19 protein-coding genes are annotated in these 19,956 nt (G+C 39.8%); 4 read left to right on the top strand and 15 right to left on the bottom strand.

The genetic code is table 11. The features are described from left to right. Nucleotides 1-8: 8 nt before the first annotated feature. The 8 genes from OCV82_RS03015 to hisH form a co-directional block, all read right to left on the bottom strand. Entirely contained in the window at nucleotides 9-1,169 is a 1,161-nt protein-coding gene (locus OCV82_RS03015) for a glycosyltransferase (RefSeq protein WP_154043035.1), read from the bottom strand. A gap of 115 nt (nucleotides 1,170-1,284) precedes the next feature. Continuing rightward, nucleotides 1,285-2,445, bottom strand: coding sequence for a diaminopimelate decarboxylase (lysA, locus tag OCV82_RS03010; RefSeq protein WP_154043034.1), 1,161 nt, complete (start codon nucleotides 2,443-2,445; stop codon nucleotides 1,285-1,287). Nucleotides 2,446-2,548: 103 nt separating this feature from the next. After that, complete coding sequence (locus tag OCV82_RS03005) at nucleotides 2,549-3,868, bottom strand: aspartate kinase (protein ID WP_154043033.1); 1,320 nt, start codon at nucleotides 3,866-3,868, stop codon at nucleotides 2,549-2,551. A gap of 115 nt (nucleotides 3,869-3,983) precedes the next feature. After that, nucleotides 3,984-4,664: a cell division ATP-binding protein FtsE gene (locus tag OCV82_RS03000; RefSeq protein WP_154043032.1), complete on the bottom strand. Its 681-nt coding sequence runs from the start codon at nucleotides 4,662-4,664 to the stop codon at nucleotides 3,984-3,986. 3 nt (nucleotides 4,665-4,667) lie between these two features. Further along, entirely contained in the window at nucleotides 4,668-5,279 is a 612-nt protein-coding gene (gene hisIE, locus OCV82_RS02995) for a bifunctional phosphoribosyl-AMP cyclohydrolase/phosphoribosyl-ATP diphosphatase HisIE (protein WP_154043031.1), read from the bottom strand. 38 nt (nucleotides 5,280-5,317) lie between these two features. Beyond that, nucleotides 5,318-6,073 (bottom strand): imidazole glycerol phosphate synthase subunit HisF, encoded by a 756-nt coding sequence (hisF, locus tag OCV82_RS02990; RefSeq protein WP_154043030.1) that lies wholly within the window; start codon nucleotides 6,071-6,073, stop codon nucleotides 5,318-5,320. Nucleotides 6,074-6,075: 2 nt separating this feature from the next. Continuing rightward, nucleotides 6,076-6,813 carry a 1-(5-phosphoribosyl)-5-[(5-phosphoribosylamino)methylideneamino]imidazole-4-carboxamide isomerase gene (gene hisA / locus OCV82_RS02985; protein WP_154043029.1) on the bottom strand — a complete coding sequence of 246 codons (738 nt, stop codon included), beginning with the start codon at nucleotides 6,811-6,813 and terminating at the stop codon, nucleotides 6,076-6,078. A 15-nt stretch (nucleotides 6,814-6,828) separates the two neighbouring features. After that, a complete protein-coding gene (gene hisH / locus OCV82_RS02980; protein WP_154043028.1) occupies nucleotides 6,829-7,419 on the bottom strand; it encodes an imidazole glycerol phosphate synthase subunit HisH in 591 nt (196 codons plus the stop codon). Nucleotides 7,420-7,674: 255 nt separating this feature from the next. On the opposite strand from hisH, the gene OCV82_RS02975 reads away from it, so the two are divergent. Together OCV82_RS02975 and OCV82_RS02970 are read left to right on the top strand one after the other, a co-directional pair. Beyond that, nucleotides 7,675-7,821, top strand: a complete 147-nt coding sequence (locus tag OCV82_RS02975; RefSeq protein WP_262542845.1) for a hypothetical protein — start codon at nucleotides 7,675-7,677, stop codon at nucleotides 7,819-7,821. Between the two features lie 15 nt (nucleotides 7,822-7,836). Beyond that, nucleotides 7,837-9,897, top strand: coding sequence for a fimbrillin family protein (locus tag OCV82_RS02970; RefSeq protein WP_154043027.1), 2,061 nt, complete (start codon nucleotides 7,837-7,839; stop codon nucleotides 9,895-9,897). A gap of 71 nt (nucleotides 9,898-9,968) precedes the next feature. On the opposite strand, the gene OCV82_RS02965 is transcribed toward OCV82_RS02970, so the two are convergent. After that, nucleotides 9,969-10,955 carry a DNA/RNA non-specific endonuclease gene (locus OCV82_RS02965; RefSeq protein ID WP_154043026.1) on the bottom strand — a complete coding sequence of 329 codons (987 nt, stop codon included), beginning with the start codon at nucleotides 10,953-10,955 and terminating at the stop codon, nucleotides 9,969-9,971. Between the two features lie 5 nt (nucleotides 10,956-10,960). Further along, nucleotides 10,961-11,422, bottom strand: a complete 462-nt coding sequence (locus OCV82_RS02960) for an alanyl-tRNA editing protein (protein ID WP_154043025.1) — start codon at nucleotides 11,420-11,422, stop codon at nucleotides 10,961-10,963. 229 nt (nucleotides 11,423-11,651) lie between these two features. Between OCV82_RS02960 and lepA the strand changes: the two genes are divergently transcribed. Continuing rightward, the gene (gene lepA, locus OCV82_RS02955; RefSeq protein ID WP_154043024.1) at nucleotides 11,652-13,433 is read left to right on the top strand and encodes a translation elongation factor 4; all 1,782 of its coding nucleotides are present in this window, start codon (nucleotides 11,652-11,654) and stop codon (nucleotides 13,431-13,433) included. Between the two features lie 317 nt (nucleotides 13,434-13,750). On the opposite strand, the gene OCV82_RS02950 is transcribed toward lepA, so the two are convergent. The 3 genes from OCV82_RS02950 to OCV82_RS02940 all read right to left on the bottom strand — a co-directional run bounded on the left by OCV82_RS02950 (nucleotide 13,751) and on the right by OCV82_RS02940 (nucleotide 17,730). Then, nucleotides 13,751-15,760, bottom strand: coding sequence for a hypothetical protein (locus OCV82_RS02950; protein ID WP_154043023.1), 2,010 nt, complete (start codon nucleotides 15,758-15,760; stop codon nucleotides 13,751-13,753). 99 nt (nucleotides 15,761-15,859) lie between these two features. Then, complete coding sequence (gene mobV, locus OCV82_RS02945; RefSeq protein WP_154043022.1) at nucleotides 15,860-17,167, bottom strand: MobV family relaxase; 1,308 nt, start codon at nucleotides 17,165-17,167, stop codon at nucleotides 15,860-15,862. Between the two features lie 107 nt (nucleotides 17,168-17,274). Next, nucleotides 17,275-17,730 carry a hypothetical protein gene (locus OCV82_RS02940; RefSeq protein WP_154043021.1) on the bottom strand — a complete coding sequence of 152 codons (456 nt, stop codon included), beginning with the start codon at nucleotides 17,728-17,730 and terminating at the stop codon, nucleotides 17,275-17,277. A 340-nt stretch (nucleotides 17,731-18,070) separates the two neighbouring features. On the opposite strand from OCV82_RS02940, the gene OCV82_RS02935 reads away from it, so the two are divergent. Next, entirely contained in the window at nucleotides 18,071-18,220 is a 150-nt protein-coding gene (locus tag OCV82_RS02935) for a hypothetical protein (RefSeq protein WP_262542840.1), read from the top strand. A 59-nt stretch (nucleotides 18,221-18,279) separates the two neighbouring features. On the opposite strand, the gene OCV82_RS02930 is transcribed toward OCV82_RS02935, so the two are convergent. Together OCV82_RS02930 and OCV82_RS02925 are read right to left on the bottom strand one after the other, a co-directional pair. Then, nucleotides 18,280-18,588, bottom strand: coding sequence for a hypothetical protein (locus OCV82_RS02930; protein WP_262542838.1), 309 nt, complete (start codon nucleotides 18,586-18,588; stop codon nucleotides 18,280-18,282). Then, nucleotides 18,585-19,814, bottom strand: a complete 1,230-nt coding sequence (locus tag OCV82_RS02925; protein WP_154043020.1) for a site-specific integrase — start codon at nucleotides 19,812-19,814, stop codon at nucleotides 18,585-18,587. Before OCV82_RS02925 ends, OCV82_RS02930 begins: the two co-directional genes overlap by 4 nt. Between the last annotated feature and the right edge of the window lie 142 nt (nucleotides 19,815-19,956).

Genomic DNA, 19,956 nt, shown 5'->3' with positions numbered 1-19,956 from the left:
GTGTGTGACTATTTTCTCATGTAGTCACTCTTATGGCGGGTGATATATCCTATTTTCAGGCTCAGACTGTATAGTGGGCGCATAATATCATATATAAAAAGATATGCAGAAACTTTTTCTCCCATGGCTTTTGCTGTCTTGAAGAAAACTGTCATAGCTGTTATTGTTCTTATCAGCCATGCAGCGAAGATACATGAGGTGAAGATCAATTCTTTATTCAATATTCCAATACACAAAGCTACTATTACCGATAGATTAAACAGCCAGGCAGACCATGTTTCCAGGCTGTTTGATATTCTGGCTGTTCCTTTATAATGGTTTCCGGTTACTTCATATCCTATTTTGTCGTCTCTCCATGTCTTCCTGTATTTAGGTAAAGGCATACGCATTATGCTGTTTGAATTTACACATACTTTTGTGTTTCTGCTGTCTGCGATTTCGTTGATAAACAAATCATCGTCACCTCTTGACAGTGTAAGCTGATTGTAGAAACCTTTGTGCTGCAAGTATATATCCTTGCGGTATGCCATATTTCTTCCTATTCCCATATACGGATTTCCGCCGATAGCCTTTCCTAGGAAGCGCATTGAAACCATCAGCATGTCCGTTATTATTCTTTTAGCGAATATTCCTTTGCCATAGCTGTAATTGCAGTAGCCCAGTACAATGTCTGTTCCCGGTACAAAGTTTCTTGACAAACTTTTTAACCAGTCTTTGCTTTCAGGTTTACAATAAGGCTCTGTCACAACAATCCAGTCGTATTTGCTGGCTTTGATACCCATTGCCACTCCAAGTTTCTTTCTGCTGACGTATCGTGCAGATTTAGGAATGAATGTGCGGTATAGATGACGGTATCTGCTGCCAAGAATCTTAAGTATATCCTCATCTTCACCTGCCGATTCATCGTTTACTACGATTACTTCGAACTCAGGATAATCCTGTTCGAGGATTGCCGGCAGGTTGTCTTTAAGCATGCTGGCAGAGTCTTTTGTAACTATAATGACAGATAGGGGAGGACAGTTTGTGTTTTCTTGAAGTTTGTTCTGTATTTTGTTGCTTTTGAATAATCTGCTGTACGGAACAAGAAAATAGTATAACTGTATTAAAAATGTCAGTCCGCAGAATATCTGAAAAAATAGAATAGCCGAATTATAGTCTATGTGTATCATATCTTATTTTGTTTTCTGAAAAGTCATGCAAAAGTAGTTCAAAATTTCAGAAAAAAGGCTCCTTCAATGGTTTTTATTTAGCCATGAAGGAGCCTTAGCTTGTGTGTTTTGTTTCTTAAATAAGTTCGTCGGATGTATATCCTTGCGGAAGTGTTCTGCAGTTGTATGCCGATGCCATTATTTCACCGTATGCTCCTGCCGAACGAAGGGCTATCAAGTCGCCTCTCTTAGTTTTGTTAAGGTCGATAGCTTTTCCGAAAACATCTGATGATTCGCAGATAGGACCCACTACATCGTATGTTTCCATAGCCTCGTCTGAAGTTATGTTTTCTATCTTGTGATATGCCTGATACAGAGCCGGACGTATAAGGTCTGTCATACCTGCGTCAACGATTGCAAACTGTTTGTTTGTTCCCTGTTTTACGTAAGTAACCTTTGTGATGAGGCTACCGCACTGCCCAACTACTGCACGTCCCAGTTCGAAATGCAGTGTCTGTTGCGGACGAAGGCGCAGATGTTTGTGGTATGTCTTGAAGTATTCTGCAAAATCAGGTATCGGCTGACGGTTAGGATGAGCATAGTCTATACCGAGTCCGCCACCTACGTTGATGTGTTCAACGATAATCTGACGTGCAAACAGTTTTTCCTGCAGTTCGTTGACTCTGTTGCAGAGAGCAACAAAGTCACCCATATCAAGAATCTGTGAACCGATGTGGAAATGAAGTCCTACAAATTTCACATTATTCATCTCCAGTGCACGGTCGATGACATAGTCCATATCGTTCATGCTGATACCGAACTTGTTTTCTGCAAGACCTGTTGTGATGTTGGCGTGAGTATGTGCACCTACATCAGGATTGATACGGAAAGCCACTCTTGCAATTTTGCCTTTGGCTGCTGCAAGTTCGTTGATAACTTCAAGTTCAGGAACAGATTCTACATTGAAGCAGAAAATATCGTAGTCCAGTCCGAGATTGATTTCCCAGTCAGTTTTACCTACTCCTGCATATACTATCTTGCTTGGAGGAAATCCAGCTTTGATAGCCGCTTTGATTTCTCCGCCGCTTACACAGTCGGCACCAAGTCCGCTTTCGCGGATAATACTGAGAACCTTAGGATTGGCATTTGCCTTAACGGCATAATGAACGCAGAATTTATTGTATTTGCCACTTTCATCCTTTATAGTCTGAAGAGTTTCGCGAAGCAGATTTGCATCATAATAATAGAATGGAGTTTCCATTTCGCGGAATTTTCCGATAGGGAATGTACCTTTCATAAAGTGTTCTGTTTTTTTATTTTCGTTTGTAGCTGTTTTTACAAAAAAAGCGAATGGTCTGGATATATCAATCCACAGCCATTCGCCTTTATATTATAGATGTTTATTTATTGTTGAATAAAACATCGCTCAGAGACTGCAGTGCACGTTTCTTGTCTTCTTCACGGATAAGGAAAGAGATGTTGTAGTTGCTTCCTCCGTATGAAATCATACGAACAGGAACTTCTTTCATAGCCTGAAGAGCTTTAGATTCGAAACCTACGTTTTCCCATTCCAGGTCACCTACCACACATACGATACACATGTCCTGATCAACAGTAACTGTACCGTATTTCTTCAGGTCGTCAACAATTTCGTTGAGGTGCTTTGTATTGTCGATAGACATCGATACTCCAACTTCTGAAGTACAAACCATATCGATGGCAGTCTGGTAGCTTTCGAATATTTCGAATACCTTGCGGAGGAATCCGTGAGTAAGCAGCATACGGCTTGACTTGATCTTGATAGCAGTGATATTGTCTTTTGCTGCTACAGCTTTAATCTTGCCTTTCTCTGTTTCGTTAGAGATAAGTGTACCAGGTGCGCTTGGCTCCATAGTGTTAAGCAGTCTTACTGGGATATTTGCGTATTTAGCAGGCTGCACACATGTAGGGTGAAGAATTTTTGCACCGAAGTAAGCCAGTTCTGCAGCTTCTTCAAAGTGTAACTGACGTACTGGAGAAGTCTTCTCAACGATACGAGGGTCATTGTCGTGCATACCGTCGATATCAGTCCATATCTGGATTTCAGAAGCGTTGACAGCCGCACCGATCAGAGATGCAGTGTAGTCGCTGCCACCTCTCTGCAAGTTGTCTATTTCGCCGTAAGCGTTTCGGCAGATATAACCCTGAGTGATATAGATTTCATATCCTGGATTTGCTTCAAGTTGAAGGGCTAATTTCTCACGGATATAAGTCAGGTCAGGTTCGCTGTTCTTGTCAGTACGCATGAATTCCAATGCTGGCAGAAGAACAGCATTGATACCTTGTTCGCAAAGGTAGTTTGTCACCATGTTTGTAGAAATGATTTCTCCCTGAGCCAGGATAACCTTTTCTTCGAACAAAGTGAAAATGTCTTTTGTATATGAACGGATATAGTCAAATACTGACTTTACGAATTCCAATGTCTTCTGTTTATATTCTTCGGTAGAATAAAGTTCATCTATATGCTGTTTATATTTTGCTTCCAGCTTATTGATGATTTCATTCGCACCTTCAGGATTTTTCTTGTACAGATAATCCGAAATTTCAACTAATGTGTTAGTTGTACCCGACATTGCGGAGAGTACTACTATTTTCTGCTCGCCGTCAGAAATCAATTTGGCAACATCTTTCATTCTCTGTGCAGAGCCTACCGATGTTCCTCCAAACTTTAAAACCTTCATTTTACGTTTCGAATTTTAATGGATTGTTAATAATTAAATATCAGAATGCAAAATTAGCAATAATAATCAATTTCTTTTTGTTTTTATGCCGATTTTACGTTCATGTTTGATTTTTTTATGAATTCTGCTGCTCTTCCAGCTTGTGCGACTCACATTTATATACTTTGCCGGGGTATTCCGAAAGCAAGTTTATATTGTGAGTGGTCATTATTATCGCCGAGCCTTGAGAACATATTTCCCTGAGGAGCTCAACAATACGATGACCGGTTTCCACATCAAGATTACCTGTCGGTTCGTCTGCCAGAATAAGTTCAGGCTTGTTCAGGATTGCCCTGGCTATTACAATTCGCTGCTGTTCGCCTCCGGACAGTTCGTTAGGCATCTTGTATCCTTTGGTTTCCATCCCTACCTGCGTAAGAACTTCTGTTATTCTGGCCTGGATGTCGTTATTGTTTTTCCATCCGGTTGCTTTCAGTACAAATTCCAAATTTTCTTTTACCGTACGGTCTGTAAGTAGCTGGAAGTCCTGAAAAACGATACCTATTCTTCTTCTTAGTGCAGGGATATGTTTTCTTTTTATACTTTTCATGTCATAACCCAGCACTGTAGCATTACCATCCTTTATGTCAAGTTCGCCATATATGGATTTCAGGAAAGTGGATTTTCCGCTTCCTACCTTACCTATAAGATAGACAAACTCTCCTGGATTGATGCTGAAATTGATATTTTCCAGAATCTCCTGTTCCTGTTGCCAGATACTTACATTGCTGTATGATATAAGTGGTGCTTCGCTCATCGATTAATGTTTTTTCCAGGTTTCACTGTGGCGTTCTTTCAGTTCTCTTGCCAGATCTTCTATACGGTAACCTTTCGAAGTAAGCAATACTATAAGGTGATAGAGGAGGTCTGCTCCTTCATAAATAAGTCTTTCGTCGGTACCGTTGCATGCTTCGATTACAGTTTCAACGGCTTCTTCACCCACTTTCTGCGCCATTTTGTTCACTCCCGACTGGAAGAGACTTGTTGTATATGATTTTTCAGGCATTTCTTCATGTCGTTTGCAGATGAAGTCCTGAAGCTCTTTAAGGAACATTATGTCCTGCTCGTTTTTGTCTCCCCAGCAAGTATCTGTGCCAAGGTGGCAGACAGGTCCTACAGGGTTCACCATTATGAGGAGAGTATCGTTATCACAGTCGGCTTTTATAGATACCACGTTCAGGAAGTTTCCGCTTTCCTCACCTTTGGTCCAAAGTCTGTTCTTTGTGCGGCTGAAGAAAGTTACCTTGCCTGTTTCTACTGTTTTCTGGTATGCTTCTTCGTTCATGAAGCCCAGCATAAGTACTTTCTGAGTGTAGTTGTCTTGTATGATGGCAGGAACCAGTCCGTTCATTTTGTCAAAATTCAATTCCATAATTCTATAATCTTTTTTCGGTTAATATGTATGTGTATTTAAAGTCTTACGGAAATACCTTCTTTATGAAGATACTCTTTCAGTTTCATTATAGGTATTTCTCCAAAGTGGAACACGCTTGCAGCGAGTGCGGCGTCTGCTTTACCCAAAGTAAATGCGTCTCTGAAATGCTCCATTTTTCCGGCACCGCCTGAGGCGATAACAGGAATGTCCAGTGTCTCGCTCAGGTGCGCCAATGCTTCGTTGGCATATCCGGTTTTCACTCCGTCATGATCCATACTTGTGAACAGGATTTCTCCTGCTCCACGGTCATTGACTTCCTTTGCCCATTCGTAAAGGTATCTTTCGGTTTCCACTCTTCCGCCGTTAAGATAACATTTCCAGCCATTGGCTGTCTGTCTGGCATCAATGGCTACAACGCAAACTTGTGATCCGAAGTGTTTTGCTATTTCATCCACAAGCATCGGATTTCTTATTGCTGCGGAGTTTATAGATACCTTATCAGCTCCGGCATTGAGCAATCTGTCAACATCTTTAAGCTCGTTTATTCCGCCGCCTACGGTGAAGGGAATGTTAATCTGTGCAGCTATTCGCTTCACAAGATCTGTAAATGTTTTTCTTCCTTCGTGGCTGGCTGTGATGTCAAGATAAACAAGCTCGTCTGCGCCTTGTTCACTATAAGCTTTTCCCAATTCCACCGGGTCGCCTGCCTGACGCAGATTTACGAAGTTTGTACCTTTTACGGTCTGTCCGTCTTTTATGTCAAGGCATGGTATAATTCTTTTTGCAAGCATAATCAGTCTTGTTTGTCAGAGTTTGATAAATCGGACAAGTCCTTTAGTTTGATTTTACCTTCATATATGGCTTTCCCGAATACCACTGCAGGAATACCTGCTTCATCCAGTCTGTATATATCATCCAGGCAGCTTACTCCTCCACTGGCTATCAGATGCATATCCGGATGGTTTGCCATTATGTTTTTGTAAAGTTCTATTGACGGGCCTTCCAGCATTCCGTCCTTGCTTATGTCTGTACAAAGAACTTTAGATACTCCTTTGGCTGTATAATTGTTCAGAAAATCTTCAAGCATAATGTCGCTTTCTTCTTTCCAGCCGTTAATAGCTATTTTGTTGTCTTTTACGTCGGCTCCCAGAATTATCTGTTCGTGACCGTATTTGTTCAGCCATTTTTCGAACAGTTGAGGATTTTTTACTGCTATACTTCCCACGGTAACCATCTGTGCACCGTTATCGAAAGCTATAATAAGATCTTCATCTGATTTTATTCCTCCTCCGAAATCGATAATAAGAGAGGTTCTTCCGGCCAGTTGCTCCAAGATCCTGTAGTTGACAATATGTTTTGATTTGGCTCCGTCCAGGTCAACTACGTGTAATCGTCTTATACCGTATGCCTCAAATTCTTTTGCTACTTCAACAGGATTTTCATTGTATATCTTTTTAGAGTCATAGTCTCCTTTTGAGAGGCGGACGCATTTTCCGTCGATTATGTCTATGGCAGGAATTATTTCTATCATAATATTATTATGTGTTTATAGTTCTAAGAAATTTCTCAAGATTCTTTCTCCCGTTTTTCCACTCTTTTCAGGGTGGAACTGTGTGGCATAGAAGTTGTCTTTGTGCAGCGCAGAACTGTAAGGAAGAATGTAGTTGGTACGTGCGGCTGTGAAATCGTTCAGCGGAACATAATAGCTGTGGACGAAATAAACATACTCATCCTTGTCGAATCCTTTAAACAGAGGGCTTACGGTATTCTCGATAGTGTTCCATCCCATGTGTGGCACCTTGTCAATGTGTCTTTGCGGACAGAATCTCTTTACATCTGTATCAAAAATTCCGAGGCATTCTGTATTTCCTTCTTCGGAATATTTACACATAAGCTGCATACCCAAGCATATTCCTAAAACCGGCTGCTTTAAGTCCTTTATCAATATATCCAAATTCTGTTCTTTCAGATATTTCATTGTGGTTTCAGCCTCACCTACACCTGGAAATATCACTTTGTCAGCTTTAAGAAGTGTCTCCTTGTCGGATGTTATGACAGGTGTCACTCCAATACGCTTTAAAGCATAATCTACTGAGAAAATGTTTCCTGCATTGTATTTTATGATTGCTACATTCATATATTTGTCTTATTTCTGCCTACCTGATTCGTTTTTGCAAAAGTAACTAAATAATATTTAATTCCTAACTTTTATATCAAAAAGTTTGCTTTACAACATAATTTATTGCAATATATACTTTTATATTATTTATCTCTGAATAAAGTTTTTTTGATATATAAGTAATAAGATATTTGTAAATTAACAGGAATAAATAGATACAATTACAAAAATTATATATATCTTTACATAATTGATATTAAACAAGTGGAAAAAATGAAAGCAAACAATGTTATAATGGAAGTGGAGGCTTATGAAGCTCCGGAATGTCAAGTGATAAACTTGGATAGTGAATGTGCCATCCTTAATAGTAGTGTTCAGGTAACGCACGATGGATTTACAGAAGATGAATATGTGTGGTAAATTAAGATTTTAAGTATGAAAAAATATTTTATACCGTTTCTTGTTTTAGGAACTACATTATTGTATTCTTGCGCTAAAGAAGAAGTTACTTCGGATACAGATTCTTCTTCAAGTGTTGAAAAAGTTAAAATGGAGTTTAAGGCTGGTATTGATGCTATGTCGCGTACTGTTTTAACTGAAAATAATAAAGTTGAATGGGAAGCTGATGATGCTATATCTTTATTTGATTCAGATAGCAATAATAAATTTACAACCTCGACAAGTGGACCATCTGTTACATTTACTGGGACAGTGCAAGACAATTTAGGGACATATTATGCATTATATCCTTATAATGAAAAAGCAACGATTTCAGGTAGTGAGATAACTACTACGCTGTCTGCCGAACAAACTGCACTTGAAGGTAGTTTTGCCAAGATGCTTAATCCGTCAGTGGCAAAGTCCGGTACTGATAAGTCATTGAATTTTAAAAATGCTTGTGCTGTAGTGAAGTTTACACTTGGAACTGGCGTTACAAATGTTGTGAAAGCAATGTTCCGTGGAAATGATGGAGAGTCATTGGCCGGTACGTTGAATATTAATGTTAGTGGCAATGCTCCTGTAACCACGGTTGAAACGGGTGAAGGAACCGGAGTAACTTTGACAAGCAATGAAGGTTTTGTTACAGGTACTGACTATTATTTCGTAGTTGCTCCTTTAGAATTAAAAAAGGGAATTACACTTGTTCTTTATGACAGTAATGGAAAAGAGTGGAAACGTAGGGGCGGTAATCCGGTAAAATTGACAGCAGGACATATATTGGATTTGGGAACTATTACACCTGATGAGTTTAAGGAAATTGTTCATATTAGTACTGCTGATGATTTGGTTAATTGGTCTGGAAGTTCAAACAAGTTAACTACAGATGTAGTTTTGGATGCAGATATTTATATGGATGGTAAAACATGGACTCCTGTAGGAAGTAGTATGACTGCCGGTGAAGGATATTCCGGTAATTTTGATGGTAATGGAAAAACTATACATAACCTAAATATAAATAATGTAAGTGGTAATGTAGGTTTCTTTGGTGGACTTGCGGAAGGTGGCAAGGTTCATGATCTTAAATTTTCAGATGCAACAATAACGGGCGATGGCTCTTCGTATGCAGGTGTGGTAGCAGGTGCCAACTTGGGTATAATTGATAATTGTAACGTAAGTAATTCTAAAGTTTCAGGAAATAATGCCGGTGCCATAACAGGTAATAACAGTGTGCAGGTTAATAACTGTAATGTACAGGATGTTACAATAAATGGCAACTATTTGGCTGGTGGTATTTCTGCTTATAATTATGGTAAAATAGAATATTGTACAGTGTCTGGTGATAATACCCAAATAAAAGCGACAGGTTCAAGTTCTCGTGCCGGAGGAATAGTAGCTTCAAATTCAGAAGAAAATAATGTATCGACAAGTGGACGTTTGCTGAAATGTGCAGTTGAAAAAGCTAATATTTCTGGTGTTTGGGCTGGAGGAATAGCAGGAGAAAATGCTTTTGGAACAGTTGCACAGTGTGTAGTTTATAGAAGTGTAATTATTCATGAATCAGGTCAAAACAGTACTCGACTTGGTGGTGTAGTAGGTTACAATGCTCGTGGAGAAGTCGTTGCAAGTTATTCTGCATATACTACAGTTGGTGCACAAGATTTAAACTCGGAGGCTATGGGTGGAATCGTTGGTTACAATTACAGCTCGTCTGCTTATGTTTATGGATGCTATTCAACACATGTATCATTGCTTGGTAATGCTGGTAATAATATAGGTGCTATTGCGGGATATAATAACGGACATGTAACTTCATGTTATGCAGTTTTGCCTGAAAATGTATCAGATATTAACTTGGTAGGCAATAATATTGCAACGAGTGGGATAGACCATTGCGTAGAAGTAGGTGGAAATAATTATACAGAACTTGAAAATGCCAGTGATCTTACAGTTACAGATGGTACCGTGTGGAAAGCTGCAGAAATTTGGGAAATAACAGCTTCTGGTGCTACTCCTACGATAAATGTAAATTATATAGGAGAAGCCGGCACTAATTAATTTAATACAATTGCTATATAATATTAATGGGACACGATTTCACATTTGATACGTGTCCCATTTTTTTAGCCTTATTTCTTACCAGGCAATTGTGGAATAATACTTTCTATTCTGTTTTCCACTTCATCAGGTAGTTTCGAGAAGAAGTCCATCCCTGTGACATTCTCCACGCTATCCACCGTCACCATGTATTTTTCAATATCTTGTGAACGGGCGATGTTTTTGAATATAAATCCCATGGCTATAGGATTCTTTCTATTATATATAAGTATAACCTTGAAGAATCTGTCTGGTACGGCAACCTTATGCCCACCAATCCTCTTAGGTGATTTGGAATCAAAAATAGGTCCGCAGGCAATGTATATCCTTCCGTATTTGTCTGCCCAGTTTCTGCAAAGTTCTTCCAGGTCGTTCCAGTCCCCACGGTTCAGGTTACCAACTTGAGGACAGATATTGCTCATATAGAATGATTCTATCATAGCCTGTTTGCTCCATTTCATATCCGCTGCCGGAGCCATGTGCCCTCTGTCGTATCCGCTTTTCGTATAGTCTTTGTGTACTACTCTCGGTTCAGGCAGGTCCGGGTCGGGCATGAACTTGTCATATCTTTCTGTTTCTCCTTTAGTCTCTTCCCTTGTCAGTTCCCATGCCACCCAATTAGGGTTTTTATAATACTGGTTGTACGATAGTGTATATCCTGTTCTGTTGATGATGATTTCCTTTTCGTATCTTCCAGGATATGTATAAACAGGTATTCCCAGATTAAGTTTAGGAGCTTCTGTAGATGCGGTTGTCTCTTCCTTGTTTCCTGATCTTATCTTTTCAATTACAGGTTTCAGGTTTTCTGCCTGTGCTACTATTTCATCCTTAATCTTATCGGCTTCCTGAACAGTTTTCTTTAATGTTTTTTGTATCTCTTTATTGTCCGGGAGTTTCGGTAAATCTATGTCGTTATTCACCGAATAGACATAGTATCCCCCTGCGCATAATCCTATAAGTATGATTAGCAGCAACGGTTTCCACTTGATACCGCTTTTCGCTTTTTTCTTTTTTGCCATATCACTTAAACAAGTTTGAATCTTATCCTCAGAATACCATCGTTATAGTCGTGGCTTATTATCTTGAATGTTCCTATTTCTGATGTGTTCTGTACGTGAAGTCCTATGCAGAGGCATTCGTCGTAATCGCCAACCTTTACTATTCTCACAGTGTCCGAGGCATTTTCAGGCAGGCGTTTCATGTCGAATCTGTCTGCGGCTTCCTTTTGTGTTATGAATTCTGTGGTAACATCAAGGTGTTGAGCTATAACACTGTTCACAGTTTCTTCTATTTTCGTAATGTCTTCATCACTTAAAGGTTGCGGAATGGCATAATCCAGTTTGCTTTTCTTCCTTTCGATATGTGCCGAAACAGCTCTCCCGCATCCGAAGAGATTTATCATTGTCCGGTTGATTATGTGTTCGCATGTGTGCATTGGAGGAAATTCCTGCTTGTTGTGTGCGTTAAGCTGAGTTGATGGTTCCATAATTAACTACATTATTGTTCGTTCTGCAAATTAACTAAAAAATATTCATTACTCTGATAGAATTGTTATTCTTCATTCTGATTTTTCATTCCTATGATGACATAAATATTTACTGATAAATTAGAGAAATATCAGTTGTTTAGTGTTTAAATGTCTTTTCTCATACATTGAAAATAGGCGATTTTTCATTATCTTTGCACTCAAATTAAATTTACGCATTAGAAAACGAATGAAGAATATCAGAAATTTCTGCATAATCGCACATATAGACCATGGAAAGTCAACTTTGGCTGACCGACTGCTGGAATACACACAGACCATCAAGGTCACTGAAGGACAGATGCTCGACGACATGGATCTGGAACGTGAGCGTGGTATAACTATCAAGAGTCACGCCATTCAGATGGAGTATAACTACAATGGTGAAAAGTATATCCTTAATCTTATTGACACTCCGGGGCACGTGGACTTCTCGTACGAAGTGTCACGCTCCATTGCTGCATGCGAGGGTGCGTTGCTTGTGGTAGATGCTTCGCAGGGTGTGCAGGCTCAGACAATCTCTAATCTTTATATGGCGCTTGAACATGACCTGGAGATTATTCCTGTTATGAACAAGTGTGATATGGCGAGCGCCATGCCGGAAGAGGTGGAAGATGAAATTATCGACCTTTTGGGATGTAAGCGCGAAGATATTATCCGTGCATCCGGTAAGACCGGTTTGGGCGTTGAAGAAATCCTCAAGGCTGTTGTTGAGCGTATCCCTCATCCTGAAGGTGACGAAGAGGCTCCTCTGCAGGCTCTTATCTTCGACTCTGTGTTCAATTCTTTCCGTGGAATTATTGCTTATTTCAAGATTGAGAATGGAGTATTGCGTACAGGTGATAAGGTAAAATTCTTTAATACAGGAAAGGAATATGATGCCGATGAGATTGGTGTACTGAAGATGGATATGGTACCTCGCAAGGAACTTCGTACAGGCGACGTTGGATATATCATTTCCGGTATCAAGACATCCAGAGAAGTAAAGGTTGGTGATACCATTACTCATATAGCAAAACCTTGCGACAAGGCTATCGATGGTTTTGAGGAAGTCAAGCCTATGGTCTTCGCCGGTGTTTATCCTATCGAGGCCGAAGATTATGAGAACCTTAGAGCATCATTGGAAAAGCTGCAGCTTAACGACGCTTCGTTGACATTCCAGCCTGAATCATCATTGGCTTTGGGATTCGGTTTCCGTTGCGGATTCCTAGGATTGCTTCACATGGAAATCGTTCAGGAGCGTCTGGACCGCGAGTTCGATATGAACGTCATTACTACTGTGCCTAACGTATCGTATATGATTTACGACAAACAGGGTGGAGTACAGGAAGTGCACAACCCTGGCGGTATGCCTGACCCAACATTGATTGACCATATTGAGGAGCCGTTTATCGATGCTTCCATAATTACTACTACCGATTATATCGGTCCAATCATGACCTTGTGTCTTGGCAAGCGTGGTGAGTTGGTTCGTCAGGATTATATATCTGGTAACCGTGTGGAATTGCATTACAAGATGCCGCTTGGTGAAATCGTGATTGACTTCTATGATAAGCTGAAGAGTATCTCCAAGGGATATGCTTCATTTGATTATCACCAGTCTGGCTTCCGTCCTTCAAAACTAGTCAAACTTGATATTCTTTTGAACGGTGAGTCTGTGGATGCGCTTTCTACTCTTACCCATTTCGACAATGCATACGACCTTGGAAGACGCATGTGTGAGAAACTGAAAGAACTTATCCCACGCCAGCAGTTTGAAATCGCAATTCAGGCTGCAATCGGTGCGAAGATCATTGCCCGCGAAACTATCAAGGCAGTGCGTAAGGACGTAACTGCCAAGTGTTATGGTGGTGACGTGAGCCGTAAGCGTAAACTTCTTGAAAAACAGAAGAAGGGTAAGAAACGTATGAAGCAGATTGGTACTGTGGAGGTACCGCAGAAAGCATTCCTAGCTGTATTGAAACTTGACTAATATACTTACTAAATAGTGAAACGAACCCATGACGGATGATTTTATACCGTTGTGGGTTCGTTTTTTCTTTATAGACCTCTTCTTTATAAGTATTTTTCCGTAAGTCTGCATAAGGAATATACCTTTTTGAAATCAAGAGAGTTAGAAGAATTACCTTATTTTTAGGTAATGATTTGGCAACCGTCTTAATTGCTGCGGTCTGCTTTATATTGCCTTACAAGTAACTCTTTGAGACAACAAAGATAATCTTTTTATCTGAATGCATACAACGAATAAATAAAAAGGAGAGGAGAATTAACACTTCAAGAATTTATAAATTAGAATCCCATTCCGTCCATCATATCATCAAGATTGCCACCATTATTTTTCCATTCGTCATAATCTTCTCCACCTAATGCATAAAATGTGTCACGTTCGTAATCATAATCATCTTCATAAACTGAGCCAAAATCTTCTTCAATCATATCTTCTAACCCTACGAAGCAGTCATTTTTTACATTGTAATATAAATACCCATTTATAATATAGAATTTTTCATTACGAATGTTGTACCCTTTTAATTCATCTATATCATACGGATTCAAATCTTCAACTGCAACTTCTTCAATTGTATTATTGATTACTCTATAACATATATAGTCATCGACTGACGTTTTTCTTGACAATTCATGCTTCTTAAACATATAATGTTCATCTGTACTATCCTCATAAACATAATCATCATCAAATGCTGTTAATTGCTTTGTCTCATTACCAATAATCTGAAATATATTATTATCAGCAATAACAATATTATTTCTAATGCAAGAAATTGTGTCAAATTGTATAGGTGAAAGGTATTCCTTTGCTGGAATGTAAAAACCTATTTTATCCTTATTCCCAATTATTATATTTCCATTTTTTATTTCAATTGATTGAAAAATATTACTAAGACAAATCTTGCCATTACATATTAGTCCATACTTGCTATCCCGTTTCCATCTAATTATCATATTGCATTGGGATTTATCTAATAATATGATTTCGTCATTATTTATAGGTAATACAAGATTGTTATTACAAAACAATCCATACTCTAAACTTAGTCCGTCACATTTTATCATACCAAGTATAACACATAAATAATTATCGCTACAAAGCATTTTGATATTGTCATATCTGATTGGGATTACTAACTTCATTTCATTAGTATCAAGAACACCATACAATAGATCTTTTACCAAGGTGTCATTCCCCGCTTTATAATATACTCTATTTACGACAACAAATTGTTCCTTTATAGAATTAGCTTCTCCTAATTTTACAAGTTGATAATCAAAAAAGTGTATTTTATGTACTGCTCGCCAAAGACTTCTTGGACACCATGAATCTCCTACATAATTTGTTGTTTTTACGGTCAGAATTCCATTTTTCATATTCAATATCTCATCATCATTTGAGAATTCACCATTGTAGAGTATTGTACGATGGTTTATGGTAAAAATATGACTATATAATTCCTTATTATAGTCATCGAAATAATTACCATATTGACGGTATATACAACATAAAGTTTCATTATCAGCATAGAATTTAAAGTGTGTTCCATATGAATTGTGCAAAATGATAGGAACTCTAATTTTTATTATGTTATCACTCTCTAAATCTTTAAGAACAAAAAATGAATTTTCTCCATATTCAATACTAATCAGTTTGATAGTATTATCTGCAATCCATATGCTATCTATATGAGAATGGATAATATCCCCATTGTCATTAGTAACAAAAAAACCGTTATCTGCATCTCTTAATATGTGATACGATTTAATACTTCCATAATATGAACACACATCTTTTCCGTCTTCTTTTAATGTATCACGTTTAGCGTCGTATACCGTGTAATATTTATGTATATTGGGAGACCATATATTCAATATGCTTTCTTTAGCTATTTCTATAATAGATGATTCTAAAACATAACGATATTCTGATATTTTAAAGTATCCATTAATATAAAATTGTAATATGACATTATCCTCACCAATGAGCCATCCATCATCAGAGTCTCTCTCTATTACTTGCCCATTATGTCCTTTTACATGAGTATATTCTGACATTAAAGAATATGAATCCTTTGTCCCTAATATAAAAAGAATACCATCTTTTAAACCTATATCATTTCGTGTTAGTTCGTGTAATTTATTATCACAGAAGTGAAAAATACTCTTACCTTGTTCTTCTGTGTAATATGCATATATCTCAGTATTGTCATTCAGATTAAATGGCTTAAATTTCAGAATTCCTTTTTCCGATAGTAAATTTGATATGACATTTTTATCTATATTCATAACAGAATGGTATTTATAATATTTGAAAGGATACACTAATGTGCAAAAGTATAAAAAATCCGTTAAGTAGAATTCTACTATCACGGACTTTATTTTGATTTACAACTTAATACCTCTGTTTTGTCTTTTTGTTGGTAATCCCAATGCTTCCATAAACTCGTATTTCTTGCGTCTGAACCAGTTTACATGTGAAACGCCATCTATTTTGAGGTCAAATTTCCCATCTGAGGTTTCTTTAAGTGAACAAACTGAGCCATCAGTCTTAAAGTGCTGTCGGAACTCAGTAGAATAGAGTTCGCCTTTAATGGTGATTTCCTTAAACATGCACAGCTTTTTGATTAACCCATCGCCAAAATTCAGAGTATCACGCAAAAACTTAATGGTCGGCATCAGCTTTTCCACATAAGTGAAGTAGCGTTTGACAAAATCCGTAAATTCCGACAGCTTGCGGTATTGTTGTTCGTAAACATTCTTCATTTCCTGTATCTGCTTGGTATGTTGTTCCTCTCGTTGTACGGCTTCTTCTTCAAGTTCCTGTATGCGCTTTTGCAAATCTTCATTCTTGTGTTCAAACTCTTTCAACTTACCACCACCGAAAAGAGAACCAACCTTAGCTACGAATGCGGCTTTCGCTTCCGTCTTGGCTGCTTCCAGTTTCTCCGATTTGATCTCCTTCCTTACCTCGTCAAGCTGTTGCTCTGCCTGTTGCTGCTCGGTCTGTAACTGCCGCATGTTGGCTTCAAGTTCACCTGTTTGCCGTTTCAAATCACGGTAGTATTGGGCGGTTGTCGTATGGCGTGCTTCCGAGCCACGCACACCACGTTGCAAGCCATATTTCTCCATTGCTTTTGCATAACTGTCGTGATATGTTACCAGCTTCTCACGTGTCAATACATCGTCAGCACACAGACGCACGGTATTGGCTTTCTTGCGGTACGAGCGTTTACCATCCGTCTGCTTTTTCTTGGCTTTCCTTCGTTCTCCTGTTACTATTGGTACGACCGTGGCATGAATATGCGGTGTGTGCTCATCCATGTGCAGGACTGCTGAAACTGTATTTTCCTTGCCGAATGTACGGTGTAGCCATTGCAGGTTGTCATCACACCATTCGTCAAGTCTGCCCCCGTCCTGTATTCTCGTCATATCCTCGTGCGTACCCGAAAGCACGATTCTAATTGCCCGCACTTGGTCGGGGGTTATCTTACGTTTGATACCTGCCGTACGGATGCGATGGCTTATCGCTTCGGTACGGTCGGACACTCCATCAGGAAACTCCACTAGTTCACGGTTGAGATGTGTACGTGTCGGGGCGGCGTTCTTGGGTATGGTCTTACGTTCTATGTGGTCGGATGCGCCCGTATCAGCCGAGCCTTTCGCCTTGTTGATTTGAATGCTTATATATCCCATGCTTGTTTTTCGATTTCTGGTTTGACAATTTGGTTTGTTGGTTTCCGTCTGCTGCGGTCATGCCGCATGGCAAACGGGGGTGTCCAGAGGGGTGTAACCCCGTTGGCTCATTGGGGCATTTTTAGCTGTGCCTGCACAGCGTAAAGAAAATGCCCTAATGAGCTATGGCTTTTCTGTTTCCAAAAGCCTGTGAGAGTACCAGCGGTATAAGCAGACCTTTTCTTGTCGTCGATATGATACGCTTTTCCTTGTCGGTCGGTCGGACAGCAGGCAGGTCGGATGTCCGACCGACCTGTCTGCAGATAGTGGCATTTCCTTCCGTCCGTTTGTCCGGCAGACTTGTTGGCAGATGAAAATCCGATGAATTGATGAGTTGATTGGATAATATACTGATAACCAAAGTGATATACATTTATCATTATTTCATCAAACCGCTCGCCAAAAGAAAAGTGATGTAGAGTGCGGTATGTCCTTTCTCTTTTCATCAGCCCGATTCTCTTGTTGAAAGGTTGATGAAGACGTAAGTTGCTGTTTCTCTTTATTTTTATATATACTTTCATCATCTCATCAAAATATCAGAATTTTTCCAGCTGTGTTTTGTTTACCGTGTAGTGACGTCCTATTCCCCTTATAGGTGAATAATGACAATCCCGATTTACAATCCTGTAGAGAGTTGTACCTACGCAAATGATTTCTTTTTTTCTTCATGTTCTTGATGCAGGTTTTAGTGCTGCCTACATTCTGTCGGCAACGGGTTATACATGGTTGCAAATCTACGGAAGTGTCGGTAAAATCTTGATACGCAAATCTATGCGGAACGGCGCAAAATAGGTCATGCCAAAAGAAAATGCAGTATAAACGGGTGGCTCTTTCAGGTAAAAGGAGATAAAAAAGCCCGAAGTCGTGGAATATGCACGTCTTCGGGGACTGGTTGTTGCAGATAATTACAGATTGACTGACGCACTGATTTACGGATTTAATGACTTCATGTCGTCACTACGTCAGATTAAACTGTTAATCATCAAATGGCTGAACATAAAAAGTTCATTCTAACATTCATTAGGCATTCTGCTATTCACTGACACCAGCAGGACTTGTTTTTCTTTTCGTCGTCACAATCTTTCCAGCAGTGCATTGCGAACCGTTGCGGCACCTGACGTGTCAATGCGGAAAGCGAGTGCCACCACCATCGGCAGGGCATACATGTCCGCATAATAGCCGTTGGGCAGCTTGATACGTTTTTCAACTTCAAGAGGATTCAAAACTCCACACTTGTACATGGCACGAATGGCGGCATGGAGCGTCGGGGCGATTACCCCGAACAGCTCTACTAGCTCCATTTCATTCATCCATATATTACCTGTATCGGATGGTATGGTAATTCTACCATAGCTGACCGTTGTGATTATTTCACGTTTCATATCCCTGCCATTTTCACGTTTCCGAATGATTTGCTCAGTTTGTCGCCCAGCATCGTGAGGTCATTATCCAATTTCTGCACGGTTATCTTCGCATAGATTTGCGTTGTCTCAATGTTCGTATGTCCCAAAATACGGCTGACGCTCTCGATTGGCATCCCTTTGCTGAGAGCCAGGGTCGCAAACCCGTGCCTTGCTGCATGAAAGCTGATTTTCTTGGTGATGCCGCATTCCTTTATCATCTTTCCCATACGCTTGCATATTGACCAATAGTTGAGATTGGGAAATACAAGATTGTTTTCCTGAAAAGCCATGTAACGCTCGATTATCTGCAAGGGAATATCCAGCAGCTTCACCTGAAACGGTACACCCGTCTTGTGTCGTTTGGAAATAATCCATTTCTCACCGTTCACTTCCACAATCTGGTCGTTGCTTAATTCCTTTATATCCACGAATGAGAGGGCGGTAAAACTGGCGAAAACAAAAATATCACGGAGATAGGAGTTCTTGGGGTCTTTGAACTGAAATTCCATCAATGTTTTCAGCTCATTCTCCGTCAGATATTCACGCTCTTTCGTGTTCGGGCTTATATGGAACTGGGCAAATGGATTTCTCGGTATATGTCCGTTGAAATGTGCCCGCATCACCACCCCTTTCAGCCACATGCAGTTTTCCCATATCGAACCGTTGTGCAGTCCGGCTTCGTTGGAAAGGAACACGGCGAACTCCTTGATGAAGTCGGGCGTAAGTTCAGGCATGGAGATGTCGTTCCGCTTGTAATGTGACCTGATGAATGCCGCCACATGGTTTCTTGCCCGTACCCTTGCCATATAGGTAGCCCTGACCCTGTCTTTTCCGACACGCTTCTTGAACACTTCATTTTCCTTATCAAAAGCACCGAGCAACGTTTCATACTCACCGCCCAATCCCTGATAGGCATTGCGTACCATTTCTGCCGTTACATAGGCTTCACGGTCGGATATACGCTGGTAATGCTTGATGATTTGAGCCTTGATGTTGTCAAGTGCAAGATTGGTTTCCCTCGCTTCCATACTCTTGCCCTTTGCCTTGTTCCCTTTGGCATCCCAAAGCTCTTTCGGGATAGTCCGCTTGCAGCTGAACTGTGCTACCGTTCCGTTGATTGTAACCCGTCCCATGATGGGGACAATTCCGTTCTTTTCCTTACTGCCGTTCACATAGAACAGCACCTTGAATGTGCTTCTTGCCATACTCGTTTCTTTTTGGTTGCAAAACTATAAATCAACGAGTTACCTGTTGATAAGCAAAGCTGCGCAGAACGCCGCAAAATGAAACATGGACTGTTAAATCTGCACTTTCATCGGGTAATGATTAGGAAACCGTTCTTTTGCT

It is taken from the genome of Bacteroides cellulolyticus, from assembly GCF_025567135.1.
Lineage (GTDB): Bacteria > Bacteroidota > Bacteroidia > Bacteroidales > Bacteroidaceae > Phocaeicola > Phocaeicola cellulolyticus.
This window is presented reverse-complemented; position numbering and strand designations above follow the sequence as displayed.

Excerpts from the sequence above, each read along its gene's own strand:
- OCV82_RS02950 (WP_154043023.1), bottom strand. The coding sequence starts at position 15,760 with ATGAATATAGATAAAAATGTCATATCAAATTTACTATCGGAAAAAGGA.
- OCV82_RS02960 (WP_154043025.1), bottom strand. The coding sequence starts at position 11,422 with ATGGAACCATCAACTCAGCTTAACGCACACAACAAGCAGGAATTTCCT.
- OCV82_RS02930 (WP_262542838.1), bottom strand. The coding sequence starts at position 18,588 with ATGAAACGTGAAATAATCACAACGGTCAGCTATGGTAGAATTACCATA.
- mobV (WP_154043022.1), bottom strand. The coding sequence starts at position 17,167 with ATGGGATATATAAGCATTCAAATCAACAAGGCGAAAGGCTCGGCTGAT.
- OCV82_RS03015 (WP_154043035.1), bottom strand. The coding sequence starts at position 1,169 with ATGATACACATAGACTATAATTCGGCTATTCTATTTTTTCAGATATTC.
- OCV82_RS02965 (WP_154043026.1), bottom strand. The coding sequence starts at position 10,955 with ATGGCAAAAAAGAAAAAAGCGAAAAGCGGTATCAAGTGGAAACCGTTG.
- OCV82_RS02970 (WP_154043027.1), top strand. The coding sequence starts at position 7,837 with ATGAAAAAATATTTTATACCGTTTCTTGTTTTAGGAACTACATTATTG.
- hisIE (WP_154043031.1), bottom strand. The coding sequence starts at position 5,279 with ATGGAATTGAATTTTGACAAAATGAACGGACTGGTTCCTGCCATCATA.
- OCV82_RS02925 (WP_154043020.1), bottom strand. The coding sequence starts at position 19,814 with ATGGCAAGAAGCACATTCAAGGTGCTGTTCTATGTGAACGGCAGTAAG.
- OCV82_RS02975 (WP_262542845.1), top strand. The coding sequence starts at position 7,675 with ATGAAAGCAAACAATGTTATAATGGAAGTGGAGGCTTATGAAGCTCCG.
- OCV82_RS03005 (WP_154043033.1), bottom strand. The coding sequence starts at position 3,868 with ATGAAGGTTTTAAAGTTTGGAGGAACATCGGTAGGCTCTGCACAGAGA.
- hisH (WP_154043028.1), bottom strand. The coding sequence starts at position 7,419 with ATGAATGTAGCAATCATAAAATACAATGCAGGAAACATTTTCTCAGTA.
- OCV82_RS02940 (WP_154043021.1), bottom strand. The coding sequence starts at position 17,730 with ATGATGAAAGTATATATAAAAATAAAGAGAAACAGCAACTTACGTCTT.
- OCV82_RS03000 (WP_154043032.1), bottom strand. The coding sequence starts at position 4,664 with ATGAGCGAAGCACCACTTATATCATACAGCAATGTAAGTATCTGGCAA.
- lepA (WP_154043024.1), top strand. The coding sequence starts at position 11,652 with ATGAAGAATATCAGAAATTTCTGCATAATCGCACATATAGACCATGGA.
- lysA (WP_154043034.1), bottom strand. The coding sequence starts at position 2,445 with ATGAAAGGTACATTCCCTATCGGAAAATTCCGCGAAATGGAAACTCCA.
- hisA (WP_154043029.1), bottom strand. The coding sequence starts at position 6,813 with ATGATAGAAATAATTCCTGCCATAGACATAATCGACGGAAAATGCGTC.
- hisF (WP_154043030.1), bottom strand. The coding sequence starts at position 6,073 with ATGCTTGCAAAAAGAATTATACCATGCCTTGACATAAAAGACGGACAG.